General features: G+C 66.0%; 16 protein-coding genes. 9 read left to right on the forward strand and 7 right to left on the reverse strand.

Annotated features, from left to right (window positions below):
• Positions 1-78 precede the first annotated feature (78 nt).
• The 3 genes from R4P47_RS04680 to R4P47_RS04690 all read right to left on the reverse strand — a co-directional run bounded on the left by R4P47_RS04680 (position 79) and on the right by R4P47_RS04690 (position 4104).
• Complete coding sequence (locus R4P47_RS04680; RefSeq protein WP_149405544.1) at positions 79-1014, reverse strand: NUDIX hydrolase; 936 nt, start codon at positions 1012-1014, stop codon at positions 79-81.
• Positions 1014-3134, reverse strand: a complete 2121-nt coding sequence (locus R4P47_RS04685) for an RNA degradosome polyphosphate kinase (RefSeq protein ID WP_255183299.1) — start codon at positions 3132-3134, stop codon at positions 1014-1016. Before R4P47_RS04685 ends, R4P47_RS04680 begins: the two co-directional genes overlap by 1 nt.
• 193 nt (positions 3135-3327) lie before the next feature.
• Positions 3328-4104: a 2-phospho-L-lactate guanylyltransferase gene (locus R4P47_RS04690; RefSeq protein WP_410482228.1), complete on the reverse strand. Its 777-nt coding sequence runs from the start codon at positions 4102-4104 to the stop codon at positions 3328-3330.
• A gap of 102 nt (positions 4105-4206) precedes the next feature.
• Between R4P47_RS04690 and R4P47_RS04695 the strand changes: the two genes are divergently transcribed.
• Both R4P47_RS04695 and R4P47_RS04700 read left to right on the forward strand, forming a co-directional pair.
• Complete coding sequence (locus R4P47_RS04695) at positions 4207-5205, forward strand: NAD(P)H-dependent glycerol-3-phosphate dehydrogenase (RefSeq protein ID WP_317784145.1); 999 nt, start codon at positions 4207-4209, stop codon at positions 5203-5205.
• A gap of 73 nt (positions 5206-5278) precedes the next feature.
• Complete coding sequence (locus tag R4P47_RS04700; protein ID WP_317784146.1) at positions 5279-6385, forward strand: D-alanine--D-alanine ligase family protein; 1107 nt, start codon at positions 5279-5281, stop codon at positions 6383-6385.
• Positions 6386-6403: 18 nt separating this feature from the next.
• On the opposite strand, the gene R4P47_RS04705 is transcribed toward R4P47_RS04700, so the two are convergent.
• Positions 6404-7009 (reverse strand): DUF3515 domain-containing protein, encoded by a 606-nt coding sequence (locus tag R4P47_RS04705; protein ID WP_068049543.1) that lies wholly within the window; start codon positions 7007-7009, stop codon positions 6404-6406.
• A gap of 3 nt (positions 7010-7012) precedes the next feature.
• A complete protein-coding gene (locus tag R4P47_RS04710) occupies positions 7013-7261 on the reverse strand; it encodes an Lrp/AsnC ligand binding domain-containing protein (protein ID WP_037189711.1) in 249 nt (82 codons plus the stop codon).
• A gap of 173 nt (positions 7262-7434) precedes the next feature.
• On the opposite strand from R4P47_RS04710, the gene R4P47_RS04715 reads away from it, so the two are divergent.
• Genes R4P47_RS04715 through R4P47_RS04725 form a run of 3 tightly spaced genes read left to right on the forward strand, consistent with a single transcriptional unit; the run spans position 7435 to position 9693 of the window.
• Positions 7435-8442 carry a thiamine-phosphate kinase gene (locus R4P47_RS04715; RefSeq protein WP_411567301.1) on the forward strand — a complete coding sequence of 336 codons (1008 nt, stop codon included), beginning with the start codon at positions 7435-7437 and terminating at the stop codon, positions 8440-8442.
• A 37-nt stretch (positions 8443-8479) separates the two neighbouring features.
• Positions 8480-9004 carry a gamma carbonic anhydrase family protein gene (locus tag R4P47_RS04720; protein ID WP_094669801.1) on the forward strand — a complete coding sequence of 175 codons (525 nt, stop codon included), beginning with the start codon at positions 8480-8482 and terminating at the stop codon, positions 9002-9004.
• Complete coding sequence (locus tag R4P47_RS04725) at positions 9001-9693, forward strand: uracil-DNA glycosylase (RefSeq protein ID WP_094642232.1); 693 nt, start codon at positions 9001-9003, stop codon at positions 9691-9693. Before R4P47_RS04720 ends, R4P47_RS04725 begins: the two co-directional genes overlap by 4 nt.
• Before the next feature lie 5 nt (positions 9694-9698).
• On the opposite strand, the gene R4P47_RS04730 is transcribed toward R4P47_RS04725, so the two are convergent.
• Positions 9699-10493 (reverse strand): enoyl-CoA hydratase/isomerase family protein, encoded by a 795-nt coding sequence (locus R4P47_RS04730; RefSeq protein ID WP_149405548.1) that lies wholly within the window; start codon positions 10491-10493, stop codon positions 9699-9701.
• A 213-nt stretch (positions 10494-10706) separates the two neighbouring features.
• The gene (rpmB, locus tag R4P47_RS04735; protein ID WP_008717389.1) at positions 10707-10898 is read right to left on the reverse strand and encodes a 50S ribosomal protein L28; all 192 of its coding nucleotides are present in this window, start codon (positions 10896-10898) and stop codon (positions 10707-10709) included.
• A 276-nt stretch (positions 10899-11174) separates the two neighbouring features.
• Here rpmB and R4P47_RS04740 point away from each other — a divergent pair, with 276 nt between their 5' ends.
• From R4P47_RS04740 to rsmD, 4 genes are all read left to right on the forward strand, one after another.
• Entirely contained in the window at positions 11175-12854 is a 1680-nt protein-coding gene (locus R4P47_RS04740) for a DAK2 domain-containing protein (protein ID WP_317784147.1), read from the forward strand.
• A 13-nt stretch (positions 12855-12867) separates the two neighbouring features.
• Complete coding sequence (recG, locus tag R4P47_RS04745) at positions 12868-15144, forward strand: ATP-dependent DNA helicase RecG (RefSeq protein WP_317784148.1); 2277 nt, start codon at positions 12868-12870, stop codon at positions 15142-15144.
• Between the two features lie 155 nt (positions 15145-15299).
• Entirely contained in the window at positions 15300-18716 is a 3417-nt protein-coding gene (locus R4P47_RS04750; RefSeq protein ID WP_149405551.1) for a pyruvate carboxylase, read from the forward strand.
• Positions 18713-19267: a 16S rRNA (guanine(966)-N(2))-methyltransferase RsmD gene (rsmD, locus tag R4P47_RS04755; protein ID WP_149405552.1), complete on the forward strand. Its 555-nt coding sequence runs from the start codon at positions 18713-18715 to the stop codon at positions 19265-19267. Before R4P47_RS04750 ends, rsmD begins: the two co-directional genes overlap by 4 nt.
• Positions 19268-19295: the final 28 nt, after the last annotated feature.

The raw sequence follows: 19295 nt of genomic DNA on the forward strand, positions 1-19295 counted from the left end.
AGTGAGGCAGGTTGTGAACGGCAGAAGGCCCCCGACTCGAAGATCGAGTCGGGGGCCTTCTGTTTTTCGTTTGGCCGCTCAGCCGTCGGCGGCGAGGGTGGGCAACGGACTGGCGATGTGATCGGCCGAGATGAGCCTGCCGTCGCGGCGTGAGAGCACCCATACGCTGCCCTTGCGATTTCTGTTGGCCGGCAACGTGATTCCGTCCTTCTCGGCCCACCAACGCATCAAGTCCGGGATCACTTTTCCCTGGCTGCAGACAACGGGGGTGCCGGGCAGTTCGGCGATGTCGCGAGCGCGATGGCGGCCCTTGCGCGGGTCGTCGGCATACCCTTCCTCGGACAAGAGGTGCTCGGGAGTGATGTCCACCCCCAACGATTCCGCGAATGGAGCAACGGTCTGCACACACCGAGCACGGTCGGCTGCGTACACGGCATCGCCGCCGAAGGCACGAAGCAACGACACCAGGGATTCGGCCTGTCGGCGTCCGATCCTGTCGAGTGGACGGTCGACGTCGTTGCCCTTGAACCGTGAGCGCGACCCGGCACTGCCGTGCCGAACCAACAGCACTGTGGAGGTGTCTGCAGGCTTGGCCACGAACCGGCGAAGGATCTTGTGGTCCATGGGATACGAGAGTTCGCGGCCGACGTCCTCGGGCGCTACCCAGCGCAGTTCGTCGACCTCGACATTGGGGACGAACTCACCCCCGGTGACCTCCGCTGCCCAGTACAGAACTTTCTTGACCCGACGGTGCCCCGGAATCGGGTACGTGACGTAGGACAGAGACCGTCCGAGTCTCGAGTCGAATCCGGTCTCCTCCTTGACCTCTCGGACTGCTGCGTCGACAGCTGTTTCGCCGGGATCGAGCTTTCCCTTGGGAAACGACCAGTCGTCGTATTTCGGCCTGTGCACCAAGGCGACCTCGACGCCCGAGCCGCCGCTCGGTGAGCGTCGCCACAGGATCGAGCCCGCCGCGAAGATGTTGGCGCGGGGTGAGCCGTCGGAAGTGCCCATCAGGAGCCCTGATTCCTCCGACTGCGCATCAGGTCCACCTGATGCTCACGAACTTTCTCACCCCGAGCCGGTGACGCGACCCAGCCGCCGTCCGGTCCCAGCTCCCAGCATCGAGTGGTGGGGTCGAGTGCAGAATCGAAGATGTCGCTCAGTTGGTTCGCCAATCGAGGATCCTTGACCTGAGCCATCACCTCGACTCGGCGATCGAGGTTGCGGTGCATCATGTCTGCGCTGCCGATCCAGAATTCGTCCGCACCCTGGAAGTGCAGAACACGCGAGTGTTCGAGGAATCGGCCGAGGATGGAACGCACTTCGATGTTCTCCGACAGACCGGGAACGCCTGGCTTGAGTGCACAGATTCCGCGCACCACCACCTTCACCGGCACTCCTGCCATCGACGCTCGGTAGAGCGCGTCGATGACCTGCTCGTCCACCAAGGCGTTGGCCTTGAGGCGAATTCCGGCGCTGCGGCCCTCCTTGAGGTGCTCGACCTCCGCCTCGATGCGCTCGACGATGCCGCGCCGAACTCCGTACGGTGCGACGAGAAGGTTGCGGTACTTGGACTTTCGCGAGTATCCGGTCAGCGAATTGAACAGATCGGTGAGGTCGGCCCCGATTTCGGGCGACGACGTCAGCAGGCCCACGTCCTCGTAGATTCGCGCTGTCTTGGGGTTGTAGTTGCCGGTACCGATGTGGCAGTACCGGCGAATGACGGATCCCTCTCGGCGCACCACGAGGCACGTCTTGCAGTGCGTCTTGAGCCCGACGAGTCCGTACACCACGTGTACGCCCGCCTTTTCGAGCTTGCGTGCCCACTCGATGTTCGCCTGTTCGTCGAAACGCGCCTTGATCTCGACCAGCGCAACCACCTGCTTGCCCGCGCCTGCGGCATCGACGAGCGCGTTGACGATCGGGGAATCTCCGGAGGTCCGATAGAGCGTCTGCTTGATGGCGAGCACCTGCGGGTCGGCCGCGGCCTGCTCGATGAAGCGTTGAACGCTGGTGGAGAAGGAATCGTACGGATGATGGACCAGGACATCGCCGTCGCGCAGGGTGGAGAAGACACTCTTGGGGGTCTCGCGCTCACCGAATGCCGGGTGGGTGGCCGGAACGAAGGGTGCGTCCTTGAGGTTGGGGCGGTCGACGCTGTAGACCTGCCACAGGCACGACAGGTCGAGCAGTCCGGGAACCTGAATGACGTCGCCTGGATCGACATCGAGTTCGCGGAGCAACAATTCGAGCATGTGCTCGGTCATGTCGTCGGCGATCTCGAGGCGGACCGGAGAGCCGAAACGCCTACGGGCGAGCTCTCGCTCCAGTGCCTGGAGGAGATCCTCGTCGCGGTCTTCCTCGACCTCGAAATCGGCGTTGCGCGTGATCCGGAACGCGTGAGACTCGACGACCTCCATCCCGGGGAAGAGCACGTCCAGATGAGCCGAGATCAACTCCTCCATCGACAGGAAGGCGTCGATGCGGTGGTTGCCCTCGCCGCGCTTGACCCGCACGAAGCGATCGACGTTGTCGGGCACCTTCACGCGGGCGAAGTGCTCACCGGTGGTGGAGTAATCCTTCACTGTCACAGCGAGATTCAGGCTCAGCCCGCTGATGTACGGGAAGGGGTGGGCCGGGTCGACGGCCAGCGGTGTGAGAACCGGGAAGACCTGCTCGGTGAAGTACTCCGACAGCCGGGAGCGCTCGTCGCTGTCCAGGTCGGACCACCGGATGATCGCGATGCCCTCGGCGGTGAGCTCGGGCAGGATCGAATCCAGCAGCACTCGCGCATGTTTGAGCGCGAGCTCCTGGGTGCGTTGACCGATCACCGCGAGCTGCTCGCGTGGGGTCATGCCGTCGGCGGAGCGGACCGACAGTCCGGTTTCGTCACGGCGCTTGAGGCCCGCAACCCGAACCATGTAGAACTCGTCGAGATTCGACGCGTAGATCGCGAGGAACTTCGCCCGTTCGAGCAAGGGGAGCGACGAGTCCTCCGCGAGCGCGAGAACGCGCGAGTTGAAATCGAGCCAGCTCAATTCCCGGTTGAGATAGCGATTTTCGGGGAGCACGGTGGCAGCGTCGACGGATTCCGGTGTGGCGGCCGGAAGCGCGGAGGGAATACTCGGCATCGTCGCCGCGATCGGAGCGCTCCATGCCGGGTCCGAACCGGTGGCCTTTCCGGTATCGATCGGAGGATCCTGGTTCGCTGACTGCGCGTCGTCTTTGCTCACCGCACGATCATCCCCCATACCGGGCGTCGGTGAAACTCCGATGGCAGAACTCGAGTCTCCGTTCACTCGACTCCCACGGCGGTACGCGCCGTCAGGCAGTCGTCGCCGATGCTTCGTCACTCCACCCGAGCGAGTGGAGCACGGCCGCCGTCGCCGGTCCGACTCCCAGACGGTGCGCTCTGCGGACGTCGTCGGCGGTGTCCACGTCCAGTCGAAGACCCGGCCAGGTGCCGTCGAGTTCCAGTGCGCCCGAGACGGTGTGGCGACGCGCGGAGTCCCGTCCGAACAATGGTGCCAACTCGTCGGGGGAGTCCTTGAGGATCAGGGCGGCGGTCCCCGTGCCGTGATGGTCGATCACGAGCGATCGGCCTCCCCGGCGGGCACTGGCGTAGGCCTGCGCGAGTTCTGCCGAACGCATCGCAGGCAGGTCTGCTTGCAACGCGATGATGTCGACGCGGCGCGCGGCGACAGTCTCGCCCCCACCTACATCCACACCGACATCCACACCGACGTCACCGTGACGCAGTACGTGCGCTGTAGCCGCGAACGCGTGGTTCAGGCGTTGGTCCGGTTGCAGCGCAGGGTCGCGGACCGGTTCGTCGAACACCAGTGCACCGATCCTTCGGGCCGTCTCTGCGACGAGAGGATCGGGGGTGACCACCGTGACCGAATCGACCACCGAGACGGCGTCGGCGGCCGCAACGGTGTCGCTGAGCATCGCGAGCACCAATCGAGTCCGATCGGGTGCCGAGAACTCCGCCGCCAAGCGCGACTTCGCCGCGGTGAGATCCTTCACCGCGATGAGAACCCTGACGACACGGTCGCCGTCGTCGTCTCGTGATGCACCCATGGTGCTCGATCCTGCCAGCGTCACCGATCTGTGCCGACTCCGACCGCCCGAGCAGGTCTGCGAGTTAGGGTGATGCGCGCGTGGACAGGGCATCGGCGAAGTAGGCGAGGGGTTGGCGGAATGAGCAGAGCAGCGGTATTGGGGTCGGGTTCGTGGGGGACCGCATTCGCCAAGGTGTTGGCCGATGCCGGAACGGACGTCACCATGTGGGCCCGCCGCGAGGAACTCGCTGCATCCATCACCGACGACCACGAGAACAAGGACTACCTTCCTGGAATCGAGCTACCGTCGTCCATCCGCGCGACGAGTGATCCGGTCCGTGCCCTCGACAGAGCCGACATCGTGGTTCTCGCCGTGCCGTCGCAGAGTCTGCGGGCCAATCTGGGGGCGTGGACCGACTCGATCCCGCCGCAGGCAACGCTGCTCTCCCTGGCGAAGGGAATCGAGACCGGAACGCTCATGCGGATGAGTCAGGTGATCTCTCAGGTCACCGGTGCCGATCCCAGCCGGGTGGCGTGCCTGTCCGGGCCGAATCTTGCGCGCCCGATCGCCGAGGGGCAGCCCGCAGCCACCGTCATCGCCTGCTCCGACTCCCAGCGAGCCCTCGAGATTCAGAAGTCCTGCGCAACCGGATATTTCAGGCCTTACACCAACAGTGACGTCATCGGTGCCGAGATCGGTGGTGCCTGCAAGAACGTCATCGCCCTCGCCTGCGGGATGGCCGCAGGCGTCGGATACGGAGAGAACACCCTCGCGTCGATCATGACCAGGGGTCTGGCCGAGATCATCCGCCTCGGAGTGGCGCTCGGTGCCAAGCCGTCGACGCTGTCGGGCCTGGCCGGCGTGGGCGACCTGGTCGCCACCTGCTCGTCGCCTCTCTCGCGCAATCGCACGTTCGGAGAGCGACTGGGTTCGGGTGGCTCCCTCGAGAGTGCGCAGGAGGCAGCGCACGGGCAGGTGGCCGAGGGCGTCAAATCCTGCACCTCGGTGCGAGCGCTCGCCGAGAGTTACGACGTCGAGATGCCACTGACCGACGCGGTGCATCGGGTGTGTCACGGCGGCATGTCCGTTCCGGATGCGGTCGGGCACCTGCTGGGACGTCGTATCAAGCCCGAGTGAGGCAGTGATCGCGGTCTCGCGACGAACAGGGCGAATCCGCGTTCGATGAGCCGCGACGGTACGGTTTCTCATCGTGAGTACTCCCCGCATCAAAGTTGCCGTCGTCTTCGGTGGCCGCAGCAGCGAGCATGCCGTGTCCTGTGTATCGGCAGGTAGCGTGCTGCAGAACCTCGATCCGGCCAAGTACGAGGTTGTTCCGGTGGGGATCACCGCGGACGGTGCCTGGGTACTCGGCTCCTCCGACATCGATGCGCTGGCGATTCACGACAGGGTGCTGCCGACCGTCGACAAGACGGGAGCCGCGCTTGCTCTCAGTACCGACCCCGGCCACGCCGGTGCTCTGCTCGCGCTCGGCGAGGGGGAAGGCGGGACGGTGCTTGCATTCGTCGACGTCGTGTTCCCCGTTCTGCACGGACCGTACGGCGAGGACGGCACCCTGCAGGGTCTGCTCGAACTAGCCGGTGTTCCGTACGTCGGGCCGGGCGTGTTGGCCAGCGCTGCAGGCATGGACAAGGAATTCACCAAGAAGCTGCTCGGAGCCGAAGGACTGCCGATCGGTCGCCAGGTCGTACTCCGACGCGCGGTCGACGACCTGACGGCTGCCGAGCGTGACCGAATCGGCCTGCCCGCATTCGTCAAACCGGCCCGAGGTGGATCGTCCATCGGAATCTCGCGCATCACCGCGTGGGACCAACTACCCACCGCGATCGCCGTCGCACGCGAACACGACCCCAAGGTGATCGTCGAGGGCATGATCCACGGCCGCGAGGTCGAGTGCGGAGTGCTGGAATTTCCCGACGGCACCGTACGCGCGAGCGCCGTCGCCGAGATCCGAATTCCCGACGCGGACATCGACGATCATGCTTTCTACGACTTCGACACCAAGTACCTCGACGATGTCAGTGAGTTCGACATCCCGGCGGCACTCGACGACGCTACCAGCGACCGCATACGTGAACTCGCCGTCGCGGCCTTTCGGGCGTTGGACTGCCAAGGCCTGGCGCGCGTGGATTTCTTCGTCACCGAGAACGGTCCGGTCATCAACGAGATCAACACGATGCCCGGGTTCACCTCGATCTCGATGTACCCCAAGATGTGGGCGGAATCGGGCGTCGACTACCCGACGCTCATCGCGACTCTGATCGACACCGCCCTCGCCCGCGGCACCGGCTTGCGCTAGAGCCGTTGCGGCCCAGCGCTACTGCAACGGAGCCGGGTCGAGAGGTTGCTGGGGCAGCGCGTCCGACACGGCCGAGGACGCGTCCTGCAACGGGGTTGGGCCCGAGTCGCCCGGAATCGTCAGGGCAACATAGACGCCGCGATCGACGACGAACCATGTGCTGGCATCGATCCCGTCGTCTTCCCCGGACACCTCGAACCACTGAACGCCGTTGATCACCTGCAGAGGTGCGGCCACATCGAACCCGATGGGCCGGGGCAGGCCGCACCGCAACACGACCGGCTCGGCGTTCTCCACGTCCGAGGCCCACGCGCGGACTCCGACCGGGGCCGGGTCGGCCAACTCGGCTCCGGTGTAGTCGCCGAGGTTCTCGGGCAAGGCGTCGAGCAGGGATGTGCACTGCGCGCTCGCGGCATCGGGGGAGTCGACCGGGCCCAGTGCGACCGGATCGCGGACGGGTGAGCGGTTGACCGCGATGGCGGCAACCAAAACCCCGACGACCAGCGCGACCGGCAACGCGATCGCGGTGGCGATGACTGCGGGATGGCGCTGCTCGCGAGTGCTCTCGGTCTCGGCCGGGCTGTCTTCGGTGCCGGCGTCGTTGCCGGTGTCGGGTGAATTCACGAGCTATCCGACGGACGTCGTCGACTGCGGGGCCACGGGGCAGGTGAGGGTGCGAGTGATGGCATCGACCTTCTGGATGCGGGAGACGATCTCGGCGATCTCGGCGTCGGAGGCACCGTCGGCGCGCGCGATCACGTCGTAGGGCCCGACGACGGCCTCCGCCGACACGACACCGTCGACGGCCTCGATCTGCTGTGCGACGGCCGTCGCACGGCCCACCTCGGTCTGAACGAGAACGAATGCTTGCACCATCGGTGGTCCCTTTCCCCTGCCGGACTTCTCGACTGTAGGTTGGTTCGACTACGTTCTCTTCGCACGTAACCTGCTGCATCGGTACTGTCCCGACCGCCGCTAAAAGGTACCGCAGGCTCGGCGCGCGCTCCGCGTGAGACCGTCGCGCACGCACCGCGTTCTCAGGGAGGAACATCATCGACGACACCGTCACCGACTCGTCCACCGGCAGCGAGCGCACCGTCGCGCAGGTCGGTGAATTCGACGTGATCGCCCGCGCCGTGGCAGACCGTGTGCAGCCACCGTCGACCATCGTCGGGCCGGGTGACGACGCAGCCGTCGTCGCCGCGTCCGACGGTCGGATCGCGGCGTCCACCGATATGTTGGTGCACGGCAGGCACTTTCGGCTCGACTGGTCGAGTCCGATACAGATCGGCCGCAAGGCGATCGCGCAGAACGGCGCGGACATCGCTGCAATGGGTGCGCAGTGCTCGGGTTTTCTCGTCTCTCTCGGATGCCCGGCCGACACGCCGGTGAGCGTGACCGACGGCCTCAACGAGGGCATGTGGCTCGAGGCGGTCGCTGCTGGATCGGCCATCGTCGGCGGCGATGTGGTGCAGTCGCCGGAGCTGGTGATCTCGATCACCGCGCTCGGCGACCTTCAGGGCCGGGCCCCGGTTCTTCGATCGGGGGCGCGAGCCGGTGATGTGATCGCGTACGCGGGACGGCTCGGCTGGTCGGCGGCCGGACTCGCCCTCCTGCTCGGCGACAGGGACAGAACCGGCCACGACGCCGTGTTGGACGCGCACCGAGTGCCCGTCCCTCCGTATCGCGCCGGGATCGACGCGGCAGAGGCGGGAGCGACCTCTCTCACCGACGTTTCCGACGGCCTGTTGGCCGATCTCGGCCACATCGCCGACGCGTCGGGCGTTCTGCTGGACGTCGATTCCGACCTTCTGGACATCCCGGTCGAAGTGCGTTCGGCTGCAACACTGATGGGGCACGATCCGCTGGACTGGGTGCTCACCGGAGGCGAGGATCACGCTCTCGTCGGCACCTTCCCCGATACCGCAGGCGTTCCCCGGGGATGGACGGTGATCGGACGTGTCCAGCACGGCGGTGACGAACAGGGCCCGCGAGTGACGGTCGGCGGACGCCCCCATTCGGGTAGATCGGGATGGTCGAGTTTCGAGGGCGAGTGAACGCGGTCGGGTCCATCGGGTCGGCTAAGTTGCAGAGATGGCTATCTACGCACTCGGTGATCGCGAACCCGACATCCACCCAGACGCCTACGTCCATCCCGACGCCGTCGTCATCGGAGCGGTGACTCTGGCGGCCGGATCGTCGGTGTGGCCCACTGCCGTTCTGAGGGCCGATTACGGCACCATTTCGATCGGCGAGGGCACCAACGTGCAGGACGGGACCGTGGTGCACTGCACCCCGATCGACGCAACGGTCATCGGTTCCGGGTGCGTACTGGGCCACAACGCGCACGTCGAGGGTGCGACCATCGGGAACAACTGCCTCATCGCCTCGGGCTCGGTGGTACTGAACGGCTCGAAGATCGGTGCCGGCTCGATCGTGGGAGCAGGCGCAGTGGTGCCGTTCAAGTTCGTCGTTCCCGAACGCTCCATGGCACTGGGGGTTCCGGCGAAAATTCGCGAGGGGTACCAGGTTCCCGAAGGGCATGTCGACATCAACGTGCAGATGTACTCGGCCAACGCCGCGTACTACCGCGACGCGCTGCGCCGGATCGATCGGTGACGCCGCGTCCGCTCGCCGAGAGCGTCGAATCGGGGTGGGCGGCAGCCCTCGCGCCGGTCGAGTCGAATGTTGCTGCCATGGGCGACTTCCTACGGGCAGAACTCGCTGCAGGACGTCATTACCTCCCCGCCGGCGAGAACGTACTGCGCGCTTTTCGCCACCCCTTCGATGGAGTTCGCGTTCTCATCGTCGGTCAGGATCCGTATCCGACGCCGGGACACGCAGTGGGGCTGAGCTTTTCCGTTGCCCCGGATGTGCGACCCGTACCGCGCAGTCTGAGCAACATCTTCAAGGAGTACTCGGACGATCTGGGGTTGCCCACGCCCAGCAACGGTGATCTCACACCCTGGGCGGACCGCGGGGTGATGTTGCTCAACAGGGTGCTCACCGTAGAGCCGGGTCAGGCTGCGTCGCACCGGAAGAAGGGGTGGGAAGCGGTGACCGAGCAAGCAATTCGTGCACTCGTCGCCCGGGCCGAGAATCCCGACGCGCCCGGACTGGTCGCCGTTCTGTGGGGACGTGACGCAGCGAGCCTGAAGCCGATGCTCGGATCGGTGCCCTACATCGAATCCGCGCACCCGTCTCCGCTGTCCGCGTCACGCGGATTCTTCGGATCCAAGCCTTTCAGCCGTGTCAACGAATTGTTGGTCGAGGGGGGAGACGAACCGATCGACTGGACGCTGCCGTGATCGAATCAGGAGAAGTCGGGCCGACGCTTCTCGACGAACGCGTCGACGCCTTCACGTCCGGCAGGTGACGACGCGGCTGCGGAGATCGAGGAGGCTTCGGCGTCCAACTGCTGTGTCAGCGTGACCGATTCGGCGGCCCGCAGCAGAGTCTTGATTCCCTGATACGCCGATGTCGGCCCGACGGCAAGGGTTCGCGCCAGGCGCTCGGCCTCGCTGTCGACGATGTCGTCGCCCACCAGGCGGCTGAGAATCCCGAGACGAACGGCCTCCTCTCCATTGATGATCGAGTCGTTGAGCAGAATGTCCATAGCGCGGCCCGAGCCGACGATTCGGGGGAGTGTCCACGACATGCCACCGTCCGGAGTGAAACCGATCGATGGATACGCGGGGCGAAGCTTGGTCGAGGGCCCGCCGATGGCGATGTCGGTGAGGCAGACCAGGCTCATTCCTGCACCGGCAGCCCAACCGTGCACACCGGCCACGACCGGGACGGTGACGGCGGCCAATTCACGAACGAAGGCGTGGAACGTGTCGGCGACAGAACCCACGAAGGCACCGCGATCGGCCGCACCGGCGAAGTCGCGAACATTGCCACCTGCGCAGAAATTCGGCCCTCGACCGATGAGCAGGACGCTTCCGATCGCGGTGCTGCCGTCGTTGGCGGAGCGCAGAGCCGCGGTGCCGTCGGCGATACCATCCAGATCGAGCGACGCACCGCCGGCGTCGGTGGCGACGACGATGCGAAGTACACCGTCCTCGATGCGGACCTTGCTGGAAATGTCGGCGTCCGAATAAGTCACGTTCCGGACTCTAACCGACGTCGTGATTCCGTCGTGGGGCCGCGGTGCCTCGGTACGGATGCACGATCCCGCTTCCGGCACTTACCGGCTGTGTAACAGAACGTAACGGGCCGGAAGAGCGAACGACTGTGCCCCGCCTCCGAAAATCGGGGGCGGGGCACAGTGCTCGCACGCAGTCGAGGCCGTGGAGGAAATCGAAGAGCGAGGCCGAAATCAGCCCCGGACCACCTTGCCTGCCTTCAAGCAGGAGGTGCACACGTTCATGCGCTTGGAGTTACCAGGCGCAACCTGAGCGTGAACGGTCTGGATATTCGGGTTCCAACGACGGTTGGTCCGTCGGTGCGAGTGCGAGACCGACTTACCGAAGCCGGGCCCCTTGGCGCATACGTCGCAGACGGCAGCCATAGTCGCGAACTCCTTGATAGATGTTGATCGATACATGTGGTCGAAGACATCGAAACGAACTACGAGCAGATGCAAGGATTGCAATGCGTGAAGATCGCCTCGAGGCAACCCTGCAAGAATAGCGGCGCGGCCCGCAATCACCAAACCGCCACGGCAGACGCTGCGTGAGGGCTCACGGACGGCGCGCCACCGATCATGCCCGACTAAGCTTCGGGCACTGTCCGCGAGGGAGTTCGGACCAGGTAGCGGATGTGACGCGGGGGGAGGCTGCTCGACGTGGTCGACGTTCTCGAATCGATCGATGCGGCGGCCCTCCGACGGTGGGCCTACCGCTGTGTCGATTCCTTGACCGCGCGGTGCGACGAGATCGATGCACTCAACGTATTCCCCATTCCCGACTCGGACACCGGCACCAATCTCATGTTCACCTTCCGTGCCGCGGTGGAGTCGATGCGCGCAGCCGGGCCCACTGCGGACGCCCGCGCCATCGGGCGGGCACTGGCCGTGGGGGCGGTCGCGGGCGCGCGGGGCAACTCGGGAGTGATCGTGTCGCAGTTGTTGCGCGCTGTTGCCGAGGCCTCAGCGGACGGCCCGCTCGACACGGTGTCGATCCAGGCGATGTTGCGACGCGCGAAAGTCCTGGTCGCAGCCGCAGTGAGCGTTCCCGTCGAGGGCACGATGCTCACCGTTCTGGACGCCGCCGATCGGGAGGCCTCCGCCCACGACGCCAACGTCGGCCTCTCGACGCTGGTGGTCGACATAGCCGAGGCCACCGCTCGGGCTGTCGACAGCACGACCGATCAACTCGCCGAACTCCGCGAGGCGGGAGTGGTGGACGCAGGCGCACTCGGTCTCTCGGTGATCATCGATGCCCTCGTGGAGGTGGTGATCGGCCGCACCCCGCCGCGCCGGCGTTACCGTCGCCCACACGAGCACGAACGCCGGGCGGTGACCGGTGCGTCGAACGTTTCGTCGGAGTGCGGTGGTGCACCCGAGAGTGTGTCGGGGTACGGGTCGAGTCGCCCTCTCGGGTACGAGGTGGTCTACGTCGTGCACGGCCCGAACGACGCGAGGGCGGCGGATCTTCGACGGGATCTGGCCGACATCGGAGATTCCGTCGTGGTCGCCGGTGACGGTTCCGGGGCATGGTCCGCGCATGTGCACACCACCGACCCCGGCAGTGCCGTCGATCTCGGCATCGCAGCCGGAGACGTTCGCGGAGTGCGCATCTCGTGTTTCGGATTCGCCGAGTTCGACGGGGCGGTGAGCCCCCGAGCGCACGACGGAGCAGCGTTGTCGGTGGGTCGCGATATTTTGGCGCTGGTTGCCGGTGAGGGTGCCGCGGATCTCTACGTTCAGGAAGGCGCGACGGTGGTGCGGTGCGACGAGGCGATCGACTCCTCGGTGCTGCATCGTGCGATCGTCGGGATGAAGCACCGCGAGGTGTTGGTGTTGCCGAACGGCGCGTTGTCCGCGCAGGAACTGGTTGCCGTCGGCGCAGCTGCCCGAGCGGACGGCAAAGACGTGGTGATGTTGCCGTGTTCGGCCATGGTGCAGGGTTTGGCCGCGCTCGCGGTGCACGATGCAGCCAGGGCTGCGGTCGACGATGCATTCACGATGTCCGAGGCGGCGGCGGGCACGAGATGGGGATCTCTGCGTATCGCGCGGGAGCGATCGCTGACGTGGGTCGGCACGTGTGAGCCGGGCGACTGCATCGGGCTCGCGGGGCAGGAAGTGGTGATCGTCGCCGCCCGTCCGCTCGATGCGGGGTGTCGGTTGATCGATCAGCTCCTGGCGACGGGCGGGGAGATGGTGACAGTGCTCGTCGGTGCTCAGGCGTCGGAGGATTTCGGCGATCAGTTGGCCGAATACGTGGCGGGCGCACACCCCGGAGTCGACGTGGTGGTCTATACAGGTGGGCAGCCGGGGGATCTCGTGCAATTCGGAGTGGAATAGGGAATCTCGGACAATGGCAACGTTGGTGGACCGGCTCGATCACGTCCTCGGAGCCGCGGCGGCGACGCCGCTGGCCGACGTCTTCGGTATTCACACCGTCGAGGATCTGCTTCGGCACTATCCGCACCGCTACATGACGCACGGTTCGGAGCTGGGGGAGAAGGAGCCGCCCGAGGGCGAGCACATCACCATCGTCGCGACGGTCGAGTCCGCGACGCTGCGGTCGATGAAGAACCGCAACGGCCAGTTCCTCGCGGTGACACTCGCCGCCGACGGACAGCGCATCGAAGCCACCTTCTTCAGTCCGCACAAGCTCAAGCATGTGGTGGTGCCGGGTCGACGCGGGATGTTCTCCGGCAAGGTCAAGTACTTCGGCAAGCGGTGGAATCTCACGCACCCCAGCTACGTGATTCTCGGTGGCGACGACAACGACGGTGCCGTCGTGCCCGCAGGTCGAATCGTCGGCGGCGGCACCCTGGCCGGACTCGCTCGTGGCTCGGTCGATTCCTCCGGAGCGGTCGACATGTCGGTGTTCGATCGAGCATTCGTGCCCATCTACCCGGCCGCGAAGGACGTCGAGAGCTGGACGTTCATGCGCTGCGTGCGGCAGGTACTCGACCAACTCGACGCAGTGGTCGATCCGCTGCCCGAGTCGGTACGTGCGCAGCGCGGTCTCGTCGACATCGACACCGCACTGCGGTCGATCCATTTCCCGGACACCGCACAGGACAAGGACTCCGCGCGCGAGCGGCTCAAGTTCGACGAGGCGCTCGCCGTTCAACTCGTTCTCGCCGACCGCCGACGCGACGCATCCACCCGGGTGGCAGCGCGATGCCCACCGATCACCGACGGTATCGCGGCGGAGTTCGATCGGCGTCTGCCGTTCGAGTTGACGGCCGGTCAGCACCAGGTCGCGGCCGAGATCGCCCACGATCTGTCGGCACCACATCCGATGTCGCGGCTGCTGCAGGGTGAGGTCGGCTCGGGTAAGACGATCGTCGCGTTGCGGGCGATGCTGCAGGTCATCGACGCTGGACACCAGTGCGCGTTGCTGGCACCGACGGAGGTGCTCGCCTCCCAACATGCGCGCTCGATTCGCTCGATGCTCGGAAGCCTCGCAGCCGGTGGGGAACTCGGATCGCACGAGCTGGCGACCAAGGTCGCCTTGTTGACCGGCTCGATGTCCACTGCGGCCAAGCGGTCCGCGTTGCTCGATGCGGTCACCGGTGATGCAGGCATCGTGATCGGTACCCACGCCCTGATCGAGGACCGAGTAGAGTTCCTCGATCTCGCGATGGTCGTCGTCGACGAGCAGCACAGGTTCGGCGTCGAGCAACGAGATGCGTTGCGCGCGAAGGCTCGCGACAACACCAGTCCGCACTTGCTGGTGATGACCGCCACCCCTATCCCACGCACCATCGCGATGTCGACCCTCGGCGACCTCGAGACGTCGGTGCTCACAGAACTGCCCCGCGGCAGATCGCCCATCGTCAGCAACGTGGTGCCCGCCAGGAGCAAACCGGGCTGGGTCGATCGAGCGTGGCAGCGTATTCGCGAAGAAGTGGCAGCAGGTCGGCAGGCGTACGTGGTGTGCTCCCGCATCGGCGACGACGAGGACACCGAGACCGGGAAGAAGAGCGCTGCGAAGAAGAAGAGCGCGAGCGCGGAGGACGGCCCCGAGACGACTGCTGCGGTCGACCTGTACGAGACCCTCTCCACCGGACCGATGCACGATCTGCGCGTGGGGCTGCTGCACGGACGATTGTCGGGGGACGACAAGGACATCACCATGTCCGAGTTCAACTCCGGCGAGATAGACGTCCTGGTCTGCACCACGGTGGTCGAAGTGGGGGTGGACGTTCCCAACGCCACGGTCATGGTCATCATGGACGCGGACCGATTCGGCGTGAGCCAACTGCATCAGTTGCGAGGCCGAATCGGCCGAGGCGGGCACCAGGGCCTGTGCATCATGATCAGCTATCTCAGCCCCGCGGGCGGCTCCTTCGCCCGGCTCGAGGCGGTGGCAGCGACCAACGACGGCTTCGAGTTGGCCAAGCTGGATCTGGCCACTCGTCGCGAGGGCGACGTTCTCGGTGCCGCACAGTCGGGCACGGTCAGCGGGTTGCGACTGCTCTCGTTCATCGACGACGAGGACATCATCGCCGACGCGCAGGACTGCGCACGATCGCTGTTCGCGCGGGACCCGTCGCTGGCGAACGATCCCGGCATCGCGTCGATGATGCGGTCGGCCTGGAGATCGGATCGAGTCGACTACCTGCAGAAGTCCTGACGGGGCAGGAGTGGAGCCTGCAGGAACGACCGGGAACGATCAGGAACGGCCGTCGGGATGCACTGCACCGTTTCAGTGGGCCGATTCGACCAATTCGTCTCGAATGGTGAGATCAGTACACCTCGGTGGCTCACTCTGCCGGGTAAGTTGAGCCAATGTTCTCCAAAGTTTTGGTTGCCAACCGCGGCGAAATCGCCATCCGCGCCTTCCGCGCCTCCTACGAACTCGGGGCCTCGACCGTTGCGGTGTTCCCGTTCGAGGACCGGAACTCGGTGCACCGGACGAAGGCCGACGAGGCGTATCAGATCGGGGAGAAGGGTCATCCCGTTCGCGCGTATCTCTCGGTCGACGAGATCGTCGCCGCTGCCAAGCGCAGCGGTGCGGACGCGGTCTACCCCGGGTACGGATTCCTTTCCGAGAACCCGGATCTGGCCGCAGCGTGCGCCGAGGCCGGCATCACCTTCGTCGGCCCGTCCGCCGACGTGCTCGAACTGACCGGCAACAAGGCGCGGGCCATCGCGGCAGCCAAGGCCGCAGGACTGCCGGTGCTGGCGTCGTCGGAACCGTCGTCCGACGTGGACGAGCTGGTCGCGGCGTCCGAGACCATGACGTTCCCGTTGTTCGTCAAGGCGGTCGCCGGTGGCGGTGGTCGCGGGATGCGCCGGGTGGCCGAGCCCGAGCAGCTACGCGAATCCATCGAAGCTGCTGCGCGCGAGGCGGAATCGGCCTTCGGTGATCCGACGGTGTTCCTCGAGCAGGCCGTGATCGATCCTCGGCACATCGAGGTTCAGATCCTCGCCGACGGCCAGGGCAACGTGGTGCACCTGTTCGAGCGCGACTGCAGTGTGCAGCGTCGGCATCAGAAGGTCATCGAGCTCGCTCCGGCTCCCAATCTGCCCGAAGGATTGCGAGAGAAGATCTGCGCCGATGCCGTGGCGTTCGCGAAGCAGATCGAGTACTCGTGTGCCGGTACCGTCGAGTTCCTGCTCGACACCCGCGGCAATCACGTCTTCATCGAGATGAACCCTCGAATCCAGGTGGAGCACACCGTCACCGAAGAGGTGACCGATGTGGATCTGGTGCAGTCCCAGCTGCGGATCGCCTCGGGAGAGACGCTCGCGGATCTGGGTCTGCAGCAGGAGAACATCGTGTTGCGCGGTGCGGCGCTGCAGTGCCGCATCACCACCGAGGATCCGGCGAACGGATTCCGCCCGGACGTCGGACGCATCACGGCATACCGCACGCCCGGCGGTGCCGGAGTACGTCTCGACGGCGGAACCACGTTGGGTGCCGAGGTCGGGGCCTATTTCGACTCCATGCTCGTCAAGCTCACCTGCCGTGGCCGTGATTTCGACACCGCTGTGGCCCGTGCTCGACGAGCGTTGGCGGAGTTCAGGATTCGCGGTGTGGCCACGAACATTCCGTTCCTGCAAGCGGTTCTGGTCGATCCCGACTTCACGGCCGGTCGCGTCACCACCTCGTTCATCGAGGAGCGCCCCGAACTGCTCACCTCGCGATCCTCGGGCGACCGCGGCACGAAGATCCTCGCCTACCTCGCCGATGTGACGGTCAACAAGCCGCACGGTGAGCGTCCGTCTCCGGTGTACCCGCACGACAAGCTCCCCGCGGTCGACTTCGAGGCTCCGATTCCCGATGGTTCGAGGCAGCGTCTGCTGGCGCTCGGACCCGAGGGCTTCGCTCGCGATCTGCGGAACCAGAAGGCTCTCGGCGTCACCGACACCACGTTCCGTGACGCACATCAGTCGTTGCTGGCGACGCGAGTGCGGACGAGCGGACTGCTCGGCGTCGCCCCGTACGTGGCGCGCACGACGCCGCAGTTGCTCTCGATCGAGGCGTGGGGCGGTGCCACCTACGACGTGGCACTGCGATTCCTGCACGAGGATCCGTGGGAGCGACTGGCGAGCCTTCGAGAGGCCGTGCCCAACATCGCAATTCAGATGTTGCTGCGCGGCAGGAACACCGTCGGCTACACCCCGTATCCGGAGAAGGTGACCCGCAGCTTCGTTGCCGAGGCCACCGACACCGGCATCGACATCTTCCGAATCTTCGACGCGCTCAACAATGTCGATCAGATGCGTCCGGCCATCGATGCCGTGCGCGAGACCGGCACGGCGCTCGCCGAGGTGGCACTGAGCTACACCGGTGATCTGTCGAACCCGAACGAGAACCTCTACACCCTCGACTACTACCTGAAGTTGGCCGAGCAGATCGTCGACGCGGGCGCGCACGTGCTCGCGATCAAGGACATGGCAGGACTGCTTCGCGCACCTGCAGCCAAGACCCTGGTGACGGCGCTGCGCTCGAATTTCGATCTACCCGTGCACGTCCACACGCACGACACCCCCGGTGGGCAGCTCGCGACATACCTGGCGGCCTGGGAGGCCGGGGCGGACGCCGTCGACGGTGCCAGTGCGGCGATGGCAGGCACCACCAGTCAGCCCGCGTTGTCCGCGATCGTTGCGGCGGCGGCACACACCGAGCGCGACACCGGTCTGAATCTGCAGGCCGTCTGCGACCTGGAGCCGTACTGGGAAGCCGTGCGAAAGGTGTACGCGCCGTTCGAGTCCGGGCTGCCTGCACCGACGGGTCGCGTCTACACCCACGAGATTCCCGGTGGACAGCTCTCGAATCTACGGCAGCAGGCGATTTCGCTCGGGCTCGGTGATCGGTTCGAGACCGTCGAGGCCAATTACGCTGCAGCCGACCGTATGTTGGGCCGCCTGACCAAGGTGACCCCGAGCTCGAAGGTCGTCGGCGACCTGGCTCTGGCTCTGGTCGGTGCAGGCGCGTCCGCCGAGGAGTTCGCCGAGAACCCCGGTCGTTACGACATCCCCGATTCGGTGATCGGCTTCCTGCGCGGTGATCTGGGTACGCCCGCGGGCGGATGGCCGGAACCGTTGCGGACGAAGGCGCTGGAGGGGCGCGGTGAGGGCAAGCCGGTGACACCACTCACCGAGGAAGACGAGAAGAGCCTCGACGGAACGTCGGCTCAGCGCCGCGAGACTCTCAACCGTCTGCTGTTCCCCGGTCCCACAGCCGAACTCGCTGCTCATCGCGAGAAGTACGGCGATACGACGCGGCTGTCGGCCAATCAGTTCTTCTACGGCCTGCGGCAGGGCGAGGAGCATCGCGTGGCACTGGAGAAGGGCGTCGAACTGCTCATCGGTCTCGAGGCGATCTCCGACCCCGACGAGCGCGGTATGCGTACCGTGATGTGCATTCTCAACGGACAGTTGCGTCCTGTCTCGGTGCGTGACCGGTCCATCTCGAGTGAGGCACCCACTGTCGAGAAGGCAGACCGATCGAATTCCGGTCATATCCCGGCACCGTTCGCCGGTGTCGTGACGCTCTCCGTCGAAGAGGGACAGAAGATCTCGGCCGGTGACACCGTCGCCACGATCGAGGCCATGAAGATGGAGGCCGCGATCACCGCACCTCGCGGCGGCACCGTGACCCGTCTGGCGATCTCGGGCGTGCAGCAGGTGGAGGGCGGCGATCTGCTCGTCGTCATCGGTGGGGGGTCGACGGGCGAAGAGGCCGGCAGCGAATGACGCGGATCGTGGCGGGTGTCGCGGGCGGTCGACGTCTGTCGGTACCCGGCCAGGGCACCCGTCCCACCTCCGAGCGAGTGCGCGAGGCGCTGTTCAGCTCCCTGGAGAGTCGGATGGAACTGGGTGGTGCCGCGGTGCTGGATCTGTTCGCGGGATCGGGGGCACTGGGGCTCGAGGCACTCTCGCGCGGCGCGTCGTCGGCGGTGTTGGTCGAGTCGGACGCCCGAGCGGCAGCGGTGGTGCGAAAGAACATCGAATCCGTGGGTCTGCCCGGTGCGTCGGTCCGGTGTGCCCCGGTGGCCTCGGTACTGGCCGGGACAGCGGACGCGGCGTACGACCTGGTGTTGGCCGACCCGCCGTATGCGGTCACCGACACTGCCGTCGCCGGTCTGCTGGACAGGCTCGTCACCGGGGGATGGCTCACCCCCGACGCGGTCGTCGTCCTCGAGCGCTCGTCGCGGTCGCCGGAGACCCGATGGCCGACCGGACTCGTTCCGGAGAAGTCGAAGAAGTACGGCGAGAGTCGAATCGAGATCGCGGCACGCGCGTGACGGGCGCGCCCGGGATCGGCTGATAGGT

Source organism: Rhodococcus sp. IEGM 1370 (assembly GCF_033142325.1).
GTDB lineage: Bacteria > Actinomycetota > Actinomycetes > Mycobacteriales > Mycobacteriaceae > Rhodococcoides.